Below are 9,722 nucleotides of genomic sequence, written 5' to 3'. Positions count from 1 at the left end.
CCTATCCCCTGCCCGAAGCCCAGCTCGACCGCTTCCTGCTGAAAGTGGATGTGAACTATCCGGACCTCGACACCGAGCGCCGCATCCTGATCGAGACGACTAGCGGCGCAGACACAATCGTCCGCCCGGCCCTCGATGCCAGCCGCCTTGCCGGCCTGCAAAGCCTGGTCCGCCGCATGCCGGTGGGCGAAAAGATCGTCGCCGCCATCCTGTCACTCGTGCGGGATGCCCGGCCAGAGCAAACCAGGGATGAGCGCGTGCGCCGTCTGGTCGATTGGGGCCCGTCGCCGCGTGCCGGTCAGGCCCTGATGCTGGCCGCCCGCTCCCGCGCCTTGCTGCGCGGACGACTCGCTCCCAGCATTGAGGATGTCGAAGCGCTGGCCGAACCCTGCCTCGGACACCGCATGGCGATGCGTTACGACCCGACCGGAGAGGCGCCAAGCCTGGCAGATCTGATCAATGACCTCGCCCGGAAAGCGGCGTAGCGACAGCTGAATGACTCCCTCTGCCGATCTTCGCGCTGAGGCCGAGAGCCTTGCCCGTCAACTGCCCGGCCTGAACTTCAAGGCCGAGGCCAGCGAAGCTGCGCATATCGGGTCCGCCGGCCGCCGCCGCGCAGGCACAGGCGAGCATTTCTGGCAGTATCGCCGCTATGCCCAGGAAGACGCCGCTGAGCGGGTCGACTGGCGCCGCTCTGCCAAGGGCAATGAATTGTTCGTACGCGAAACAGAACTGGAAACCGCCCGCACGGTGCTGTTCTGGTGCGATGACTCCGCCGGCTTCCGCTGGAAGGGCGAACGCGATCTGCGCACCAAGGCCGAAGAGGCCCGCCTTCTGATGCTGACCATGGGCATCATGATGTCCAAGGATGGCGAACGCGTCGGCATGTTGGGCGCGGGCCGCTCTGCCAGCTTCGGCAAGAAAGCCATTGAGCGCCTGTCTGAAGATCTGGACCGCGGCACGGGCGGCAATTTTCCGCCGCCGCCCCGCGCAGCCGCCACCCTGCTGATCGCGTCAGACTTCTATGATCCGTTGCCGGACTGGCAGGCCCGTCTTGCGCCGATTGCCGCGAAATGCCCGGAAGGCATCCTGCTCGCTGTCTCTGCGCCCATCGAGGAAAGCTTTCCCTTCGAAGGCCGCGTGAAGCTGAGCCGCCCCGGCACAGGCATTGACCGTATTCTCGGCCGCGCCGAAACCCTGCGCGATGAATATCTGCGCCGCTTTGCTGAACAGCGCGACGGCCTTAAGAAACTTGCGAACCAGATGGGCTGGCGGCTCGTCACGCATACGGTTGGCCAGCCTAGCCTTGAGGCCGCCGCGCGACTGAAGGCCCAGATCGAAAGCTTCGGAGCCAGGCTATGACCGCACTTGGCCCCTTCCTGCTTGGCGCGCCCTGGGCGCTGGCAGCTCTTGTCGCCTTGCCAGTCATCTGGTGGGTGCTGCGCGCAACCCCGCCTGCCCCAAAAGATATCGAACTCCCCTCCCTGGCCCTGCTGGACGGGGTTGAGCCGCGCGAGGAAACCCCGGCGCGTACGCCCTGGTGGGTCTGGCTGATCCGCACACTGGCGGTTGCCGCCGCGATCATCGGCCTGGCACAGCCGGTCTATGCGCCCGGCGCGCGCATGGAAACGGCAGAAGGTACCGGCAGTCTGCTGATCGTCGTCGACAATGGCTGGGCCTCTGCCCCGCGCTGGCCGGAATTGATCAATGCCGCAAGTGCCACGCTGGACACCGGAAACCGCGATGCGCCGGTCCACCTGCTGTTGACCGCGCCTCAGCAATTCAATCCGGACCCGGCCGAGCGCGTCTCCCGCGCTGATATGGACAAGCGCCTCTCATCCCTACGCCCACAGGCCTGGGCGCCGGATCGTCAGGACGCGCTGAAGCGCCTGAAAGACTCCGGCTTCAATCCAGACCGTATCTTCTGGGCCAGTGATGGTCTGGAAAGCGATGGCGGGCAGGCCTTTGCGACAGAACTGGCCAATATGGCGCCGCTGACCGTCTTTGCCGGGCCGCCGCCCGGTGCCGCCGTGATTTCAGGCATCCAGGCACAAACAGATTCTGTCTCCGTCACAGCGCGGCGCGCCTCTCCCCGCGGAGAGGCAACCGGCTTTGTCTCCGCGCTGACACTTGATGGCTCAGCGCTCGCAACCGCGCCGCTCACTTTCGCGGATGGCGAGACAGAGGCCGTCGCAGACTTCAGGATTCCCGCCGCCGCCCTTGCCCGCATTGCCCGCTTCAATGTGACCGGCCAGCAGGGCGCGGGCACCGTCTGGCTGTGGGATTCCTCGGATCGCTCCCGCCGGGTTGGCCTGGTCGATGCAGGCAGCGCGTCTCAGCCGCTGCTGTCTGACATGCACTATATCCGCAAGGCGCTGGAGCCTTTTGCGACCATCTCTGAAGGCTCGATCGAAAACCTCGTCGCCGCCTCGCCCGATGCCATCATCATGAGCGATATTGGCCAGATCCTGCCGCATGATGCAGAACTGCTTCACAAATGGGTGGAAGACGGCGGCGCGCTGATCCGCTTTGCCGGCCCGCGCCTCGCCGCGCAGGGCGATGACCTTTTGCCTGTTGCGCTGCGCCGTTCATCCCGCGCACTTGGGGGCGCGCTCGCCTGGGACGAACCGCAGGCCATGGCCCCCTTCCCGGAGGCCTCTCCCTTTGCCGGACTGAACGTGCCGCCGGAAGTCCGCATCCGCCAGCAGGTGCTCGCCCGTCCGGGGCCGGAGCTTGCCTCCAAAACCTGGGCGCGGCTTGCCGATGGCTCTCCCCTCGTCACGGCAGACCAGCGCGGCAAAGGCACGCTCATCCTGTTCCACACAACCGCCGGGCCGGACTGGGCAGACCTCGCCTATTCAGGCACGTTCTCACAGATGCTGCGCCGCTCGATTGCCGCGGGCCGGGGCGAAGCCGTCAATGATGCCGAAGGCTCCTACTCACCCCTGCTGACGCTGGATGGCTATGGCCGCCTGTCTCCTGCCGGGCCTAATGCCGCGCCGTTGAAGGCCACAGATTTCGGCACGGTCAAGCCGTCCGAAGCCCACCCGCCGGGGCTCTATCAGGGGCCTGCCGGAACCCGCGCGCTGAATGCTGGCGCGGGAGAGCGCCCTGTCCTGATCGTGAACTGGCCAGTGTCGGCCCGCCTGCTCGGCGATGCCGAGGCGCGCTCTCTGCGCCTTGCCGGGCCGCTGCTGGGCTTTGCCGCGCTGTTGCTGGCACTGGACCTGTTCATCGCACTTTCCGTGTCGGGACGGCTTCCCCGCTTTGGCCGCAAGGCCGCCAGCGCAGGCATTCTGCTGGCCGCAGGGTTTCTCGTGCTCTCTGCGCCGCAACAGGCAGACGCGCAGGCCTTTCAATATGAATTGATGCCGGATGGCAGCTATCGCCGTGTCACGACCGAAGGGCGCACCATCCGCCTGCCCAACACGCCGGGCACATCCCAGAAGGAAGTCAATGCCGCGCTGGACATGCGCCTCGCCTATGTTGAAACGCCAGACCGCGCTCTGAATGAACGTACGCGCGCTGGCCTGTTCGGCCTGTCCAATGTTCTCCGCCTGCGGACTTCGGTTGAACCTGCAGAACCGGATGGCATCAATCTTGAGACGGATTCGCTGGAACTCTACCCCCTGATCTATTTCAACATACCAGACTCCATGCCGCCCCTCTCAGAGGCGGCCATCACCAATTTGAACACCTATCTACGCTCTGGCGGCGCACTGGTGATCGATACGCGCGCTGGCGGAACGATTGGCACAGAGACGGATGTCTCGCGGCTGGAAACCCTGCTCGAAGGGCTCGACGCGCCGCCGCTACAGCCGGTTGGGGAAAATCATGTGCTGACGCGCAGCTTCTACCTCCTCGACGATTTCCCCGGCCGTTATGCTCATCGCCGTCTCTGGATCGAACAGGCTGGCGATGCCTCCGCGCCGCGCGGAGATGGCGTCTCGCGCCTGTTCATCGGGGATGCCGACTGGGCGTCCGCCTGGGCCGTGGATGATCGCGGGCGAGACCTTTACTCCGTGGACGGCGGTGAACAGCAACGGGAAATGTCGCGCCGGTTTGGCGTCAACCTCGTCATGTATGTGCTGACCGGAAACTACAAGGATGATCAGGTTCACCTGCCAGCCTTGCTGGAACGTCTTGGGGAAGGCGAAGACGAAAATGCGCCCGGCTCTCCGACGAACATCATTGATGGGGGACCGCAATGATTGATGCGACCCGTCTCGGCTTTGACCCCTTCCTCGGCTGGCCTGTCCTGTGGATCGTCGTAGCGCTCGCCGCTCTGGCCTGGCTCGGCTATCTGTTCCTGCGCGGAAAAGCCTGGGCAACACGGGGTCTGGCGCTGACTTTGCTGGCAGCGGCACTGTCGAACCCATCCCTGGTGCAGGAAGAGCGAGAGCCCCTTCCCTCCGTTGCCGCGGTTATCCTGGACCGTTCCGAAAGCATGGAATTTGGAGACCGCGAAAGCGCCGCTTCCGCCGCCTTTGCAAATCTCAAGGCGCAGCTGGACGCAGACCCGTCCCTTGAAGTGCGCGTGCTGGAGAGCGATCCCGGGGATGACGGCACGCACCTCTATGGCGCGCTGGAAGGTCTGATGGCGGATGTTCCGCGTGACCGGATTGCCGGCGCGGTCTTCATTACCGATGGCCAGATCCATGACCTGCCCAAACCGGAAGATGATGACCGTCATATTGGCCCGCTTCATGGCCTGATTGTGGGCGATCCAGATCGTGGTGACCGGCGGGTGACAATTGTGGACGCGCCGGATTTCGGCATTGTCGGAGAGACCGCAAATCTGGTGATCCGCGTGGATGATCCTGAAGGCGACGATGTGGATGTCACCGTTTCCGTCAATGGCGAGATGACGGAGAAACTGCGCGTCACACCGGGCGAGGATACCAGCCTGCCTATCGAGATCGAGCGGCGCGGCGAGAATGTGATCGTCGTCGAGACCCCGCCCGGACGGCAGGAACTGACGCTGGCGAACAATCGCACGGCGACGACGCTTTCCGGCGTGCGAGACCGCTTGCGCGTGCTGCTGGTGACAGGCAAACCCAACCAGGCAGGCCGCGTGTGGCGGGATCTTCTGAAGTCCGACCCGTCGGTCGATCTGGTCCACTTCACCATTCTGCGCCCGCCTTACAAGACCGATTACACGCCGACGGAAGAGCTGGCGCTGATCGCTTTCCCGACTGAGGAATTGTTCGAGGACAAGCTGAAGGAATTCGATCTCATCATCTTCGACCAGTATGAGCGGCGCGGTGTGATCACGCAGTCCTACCTGGCGAATATGGCGCGTTATGTGGCTGATGGCGGCGCGCTGCTGATTGCGGCGGGCGAGCCGTTTGCCGGGCCGGGCAGTCTGGCGCGCTCTCCGCTGGCGTCTGTTCTTCCGGCCGCGCCGACGGGGAATATCTATACCGGCGACTTTACGCCCGAGCTGACCGAGGCGGGCAAGCGCCATACGGTGACGATGCCGCTGGAGGGGCGCAAATGGGGCGGCTGGATGCGCTATATCGATGCGAATGCCGTGGCCGGTGATGTGCTGATGAGCGGGCCGGACGGCAAGCCGCTGCTGATTGTTGACCGCGTTGGCAAAGGCCGGGTTGGCATGTTGATGTCAGACCAGATCTGGCTGTGGGCGCGCGGACATGATGGCGGAGGGCCATTTGCGGAGCTGATCCGCCGGGTGGTTCACTGGATGATGAAAGAGCCCGAGCTGGAGGAACGCAAGCTGAGCCTTGTGGCCGAGGGCGACACGGCGCGCGTGGAGCTGCGCACCCTGCTGGATACCGCGCCGCCGCTGACCATCGAGACGCCGGAAGGCAGCCTGATGGAGCCGGACTGGCGCGAGCAGGCGCCGGGCCAGTTCGTGGCCGAAGCGCCGATTGACCAGCTGGGCCTTTACCGCGCCGAGGCGGGCGGCCTGGAAGCTGTGGCGCTGAACGGACCGGCCAATCCGAAGGAATATGCCGATCTTCAGTCCACGACCGAGGTGCTGGCGCCGCTGGCGCGCGAGACCGGCGGCAATGTCTTCCGCCTGAATGAGGCCGGCACGAATCTGCCGGACATTCGCCGCGTGGGAAATCGCGGCACTGCCTCTGGCGGCACCTGGCTGGGCCTGAGGGAGCGCGGCGCTTATGCGGTGCGGTCTTCCTCCAGCCAGCCTTTGCTGCCGGGAATTCTGGCGGCGATCGGCCTGGTGGCGCTGTTGCTGTTGGCCTGGCGGCGCGAGGGGAAATAGCGCGGCACGCGCGGCCGGACCCCGCATGGGCGGGCCGGCAAAGGGCGCTGAAATTTCAGGCAGGCCTCAGGATGTGTTGGCCGGCTCTGGCCAGTCAGACAGGGCGCGGCTGACAAAGCCCGGCAGGGATGTGGCGACAAGGCCCAGTTCCGGCCCGAGGCGAAAGGCGCTTTGCGCGGGCGGGCAGATCGGCCTTGGCTCCCCACCCTGTTTCAGTTTCTGCAGCTGGCGCGCGACGCGCTTTGCGGCGGCCTCCGGCTTTTTCAGCACACGGTGCAGCGCGATGATGTGCGCCAACAAGGGCGCGGCGGGCACCGGCCCGCTAGGTACAAGATGCGCGGCCCCCTGCCCGGCAAACGCGTCTTTCCAGTCTTCGACATAGGGCGTGCGCGCACCGATCAGGCGCAGGCGGTATTCCGGCGGCGCGAGGGCGCGAAAACTCTGCGTTACATCTTCTGCCCCATCTGGCAGGGCAGACTGACCCGAAACAGCCCCAAAACTATCCCGTTTCTGCCCCATGGCACAGGCAGGCACATCCAGCCCCAGCGCCATCAGCAGGATCAGACGGCGAACGATCACCTCAATCGCCTTCAGCCGCCCGCGCACCCTGGCACGCAGGCTTTTCGTCACGGTCTTGGGTTCCAGGTGCAGGTTCGCGTCCCCGCGCACGGAAAACAGCGCCTTGCGCGCCGCCTCCAACCCCTGCTCGATAAACCCGCTCATCTCACTCATGCCGCAGAGTCTATGAGCGCGGGTTTTCAGACGGATTGGGGTTCAGTCCAGCCTCGTATCCGATTAAATCATATCAAATACAGAACCAGCCCGAGGACTAAACAGACGCTCATAAAACTTCATTAGATACGCATCTGTCATACCCGCGACGTAGTCACAAAGCACCCTCGTTTTGTCATCTGACTTTTGATACCGATCACTGAGGTACTTGGGTAGCAACCGGGTAGGATCTGAAGCGATGGCTTCAAATACTGCAACTACCATCCCTTGGCCTTTAAATTCCAATTGCTGAACTCTTGGTTCTAGTATCACTTCGTTGCGAACAATTCTTTTCAACGCGTCCAAGAACTTCTTCTGCTCAACAGGAAGGGTTGCTTTATAACGCAGCAGCGGCTCTTCGAATTGCTCTAGTTCAACAACTTCTACAGCTGTCAGGAAGTGGTTTATCATTCTGCTGATACAGCGCTTGCGTATATTGCTAGCAGAGAAAAGCATATTTACGAAATGACCATAAACATCATTGCCGCACTCCTCAGGATACTTAGCCTTCAACGCATCGAGGAAAGACGTGCACTGATCTTCCTGTACTCCGCTTGCAAACTCTTCACGGCGCAGCAGACCCATCGCTATGGCGTCTTCCAAATCGTGGACACCATACGAAATATCATCAGCAAGATCCATTATGCTGCAATCAAAAGATTTGTACTGCGTTTTGTGGTGGTCCTTCTCGTTAACTTTCAGACTCTGAAACAATTCTCTATCTATGGCAGACAATGGCCTTAGCACCCACTGCACAACATCCTCTTCTGTATCAAGATAACACTTTGGGGGCTTAGACTTTTTAGTATCGAGTACGGAGATTGTGCTTGTTGTCTCCCTTAGTACAGGGGTACTATTTGACGTCATTGAAAACGAAGCGGGGTATTTCAGAATGCCAAGCAATGTACGCCGACACAAATTAGCGCCGCAGTCCTTTGAGAAGTTCTCTAGCTTTGAAAGAATCCTCAGCGTCTGCCCGTTACCTTCGAAACCACCGTTTTTGCGCATGCAGTAATTCAGAGCCACTTCCCCGCCATGGCCAAAGGGCGGATGGCCAAGGTCGTGTGTACTCCCTATTGCTTGAACGAGGCTACGATCCGGTAATGGGAGTTTTTTAGAAAGACGCTGATTATCAATGGATATTTGTTTTACGATACCACTAGCAATTTGGGCTACTTCGAGAGAGTGGGTCAATCGCGTCCTGTAAAAGTCGCTATCGCCTAGATTGAGAATTTGCGTCTTGCCCTGCAGACGCCGAAATGAAGCAGAATGTATAATTCTTGCATAGTCTATATCACCGGCGTCTCTCGCGTCCTCGCCTTGCTTAGTCCAGGCTTCTTTTCTCTCAATCCAAACTTCCATAAAATACTCACAATCAATCTACCAAAGATTGCTTTTTGTACTTGGTAAATTGATAATTCATTATTACTTTAAAGCTTCAAAACCCCCTAAAAACCGCTGCTTCGTCTACGGATTTTCTTTTTGAGACGACGGCATTGGCGGGGAAGCTATCGTCGGGCCAGCCCATGGCGATGCAGGTCTGGATCACCTGATCCTCCGGGATGCCCGCATGTTCGCGCACGACGGGGCTTTGCATGATGCCCTGCGAATTGATCACACAGCCGAGCCCGCGTGACCAGGCCGTGTTGACAATGCAATTGACAACGCCGCCACAATCAAAGGGCGGAATATCCCCGCCGGCCAGCGCCTTGTCATAAGTGATGACGATGGAGACCGGGGCGTCAAACTGGCGGAAGCCGCGCAGCACCCAGTCCATCCGTTTCTCCTTGTCGTGACGTTCTATGCCCATCGCCTCGAACAGCTGAATGGCAATCTCTATCTGGCGCTGGCGGTGCACGCCATCATAGGCCGGGCCCATGCGGAATTCGCGGCTGTCAGGCACGCCGGCCATGTTCCGCTCCACATTCCCTTCGCGGATCTTGTCCAGCACGTCGCCCGTGACGACGTAGAAATTCCAGGGCTGGGAATTCAGGGAGGTGGGCGCGCGCATGGCCAGCTCCAGAATCTCGCGGATCAGCTCTTTCGGGACAGGCTTGTCCAGATAGCCGCGAATGCTGCGCCGTGTCTTGATGACTTCATCATATTCCATGGGGCGGGCCCTTCCCTGCTGTATTGTCTTGTTATCCGCGCAGTGCGCTTGCGGCGCCACGATAGCCCCCTGCCCCAGCGTCACAAAAGCGGTTTTGGCAAGGGGGCATATTTCCGGCTGCATTCTGCGCGCGGCGCGCTAGACTGGCCGCCGATCACGGGACGATCCAAGGGAGGGATTCACGATGACAGCCATGGCAGCCGCAACACTCTATGTGGGCCTGTTCGCCCTGTTGATGCTGGTTCTGAAGGCCAATGTCGCCCGCGTGCGGGCGAAGGAAAAGGTGATGTTCGGCGATGGCGACAATGACGCCATGCTGCGCGCCATTCGCGTGCAGGGCAATGCGGTGGAAGATGTGCCCATCGTGCTGATCGGCCTGGTGGCGCTGGGCGCGATGGCCGCGCCGGTATGGGCGGTGCACGGGCTGGGCGCGGCGTTCCTGCTGGGGCGCGTGCTACATGCGGTGGGGCTTGGCGGCTCTTCCGGCAGCAGCATGGGGCGGATGGTCGGCACGCTGCTCAGCGCGGTCGTGCTGTTGCTGACGGCGGGCCTGTGCGTGGGCATGGCCGTGGCGCAGGTGTTCTAGGGGCCCGC

Annotated in this window: 8 protein-coding genes; 5 read left to right on the top strand and 3 right to left on the bottom strand. The window is 61.8% G+C overall.

Annotation, left to right across the window (positions count from 1 at the left end):
- From HY29_RS19475 to HY29_RS18040, 4 genes are all read left to right on the top strand, one after another.
- On the top strand, window positions 1-485 hold a 485-nt coding region (locus HY29_RS19475), incomplete at its 5' end, for an AAA family ATPase (RefSeq protein ID WP_034799831.1).
- Window positions 486-495: 10 nt separating this feature from the next.
- Window positions 496-1,362, top strand: a complete 867-nt coding sequence (locus tag HY29_RS18050) for a DUF58 domain-containing protein (protein WP_034799829.1) — start codon at window positions 496-498, stop codon at window positions 1,360-1,362.
- Window positions 1,359-4,211 (top strand): DUF4159 domain-containing protein, encoded by a 2,853-nt coding sequence (locus tag HY29_RS18045; RefSeq protein WP_034799827.1) that lies wholly within the window; start codon window positions 1,359-1,361, stop codon window positions 4,209-4,211. The genes HY29_RS18050 and HY29_RS18045 overlap by 4 nt, the downstream gene beginning before the upstream one ends.
- Window positions 4,208-6,247 (top strand): hypothetical protein, encoded by a 2,040-nt coding sequence (locus HY29_RS18040; protein ID WP_034799825.1) that lies wholly within the window; start codon window positions 4,208-4,210, stop codon window positions 6,245-6,247. Before HY29_RS18045 ends, HY29_RS18040 begins: the two co-directional genes overlap by 4 nt.
- Window positions 6,248-6,313: 66 nt before the next feature.
- Here the strand turns inward: HY29_RS18040 and HY29_RS18035 are convergent, their stop codons facing one another.
- From HY29_RS18035 to HY29_RS18025, 3 genes are all read right to left on the bottom strand, one after another.
- The gene (locus HY29_RS18035) at window positions 6,314-6,979 is read right to left on the bottom strand and encodes a hypothetical protein (protein ID WP_034799822.1); all 666 of its coding nucleotides are present in this window, start codon (window positions 6,977-6,979) and stop codon (window positions 6,314-6,316) included.
- A gap of 63 nt (window positions 6,980-7,042) precedes the next feature.
- On the bottom strand, window positions 7,043-8,380 hold the full coding sequence (locus HY29_RS18030) for an anti-phage deoxyguanosine triphosphatase (RefSeq protein ID WP_034799820.1): 1,338 nt from the start codon (window positions 8,378-8,380) through the stop codon (window positions 7,043-7,045).
- A gap of 76 nt (window positions 8,381-8,456) precedes the next feature.
- Window positions 8,457-9,128, bottom strand: a complete 672-nt coding sequence (locus HY29_RS18025) for a nitroreductase (protein ID WP_034799818.1) — start codon at window positions 9,126-9,128, stop codon at window positions 8,457-8,459.
- A 184-nt stretch (window positions 9,129-9,312) separates the two neighbouring features.
- On the opposite strand from HY29_RS18025, the gene HY29_RS18020 reads away from it, so the two are divergent.
- Complete coding sequence (locus tag HY29_RS18020) at window positions 9,313-9,714, top strand: MAPEG family protein (protein WP_034799816.1); 402 nt, start codon at window positions 9,313-9,315, stop codon at window positions 9,712-9,714.
- The last annotated feature ends 8 nt before the right edge of the window (window positions 9,715-9,722 follow it).

This window comes from Hyphomonas beringensis (assembly GCF_000682755.1).
Taxonomy (GTDB): domain Bacteria; phylum Pseudomonadota; class Alphaproteobacteria; order Caulobacterales; family Hyphomonadaceae; genus Hyphomonas; species Hyphomonas beringensis.
This window is presented reverse-complemented; position numbering and strand designations above follow the sequence as displayed.

What these genes read in the sequence shown, in the direction of transcription:
- HY29_RS18050 (WP_034799829.1), top strand. Translation starts at nt 496, where the DNA reads ATGACTCCCTCTGCCGATCTTCGCGCTGAGGCCGAGAGCCTTGCCCGT.
- HY29_RS18045 (WP_034799827.1), top strand. Translation starts at nt 1,359, where the DNA reads ATGACCGCACTTGGCCCCTTCCTGCTTGGCGCGCCCTGGGCGCTGGCA.
- HY29_RS18020 (WP_034799816.1), top strand. Translation starts at nt 9,313, where the DNA reads ATGACAGCCATGGCAGCCGCAACACTCTATGTGGGCCTGTTCGCCCTG.
- HY29_RS18035 (WP_034799822.1), bottom strand. Translation starts at nt 6,979, where the DNA reads ATGAGTGAGATGAGCGGGTTTATCGAGCAGGGGTTGGAGGCGGCGCGC.
- HY29_RS18040 (WP_034799825.1), top strand. Translation starts at nt 4,208, where the DNA reads ATGATTGATGCGACCCGTCTCGGCTTTGACCCCTTCCTCGGCTGGCCT.
- HY29_RS18025 (WP_034799818.1), bottom strand. Translation starts at nt 9,128, where the DNA reads ATGGAATATGATGAAGTCATCAAGACACGGCGCAGCATTCGCGGCTAT.
- HY29_RS18030 (WP_034799820.1), bottom strand. Translation starts at nt 8,380, where the DNA reads ATGGAAGTTTGGATTGAGAGAAAAGAAGCCTGGACTAAGCAAGGCGAG.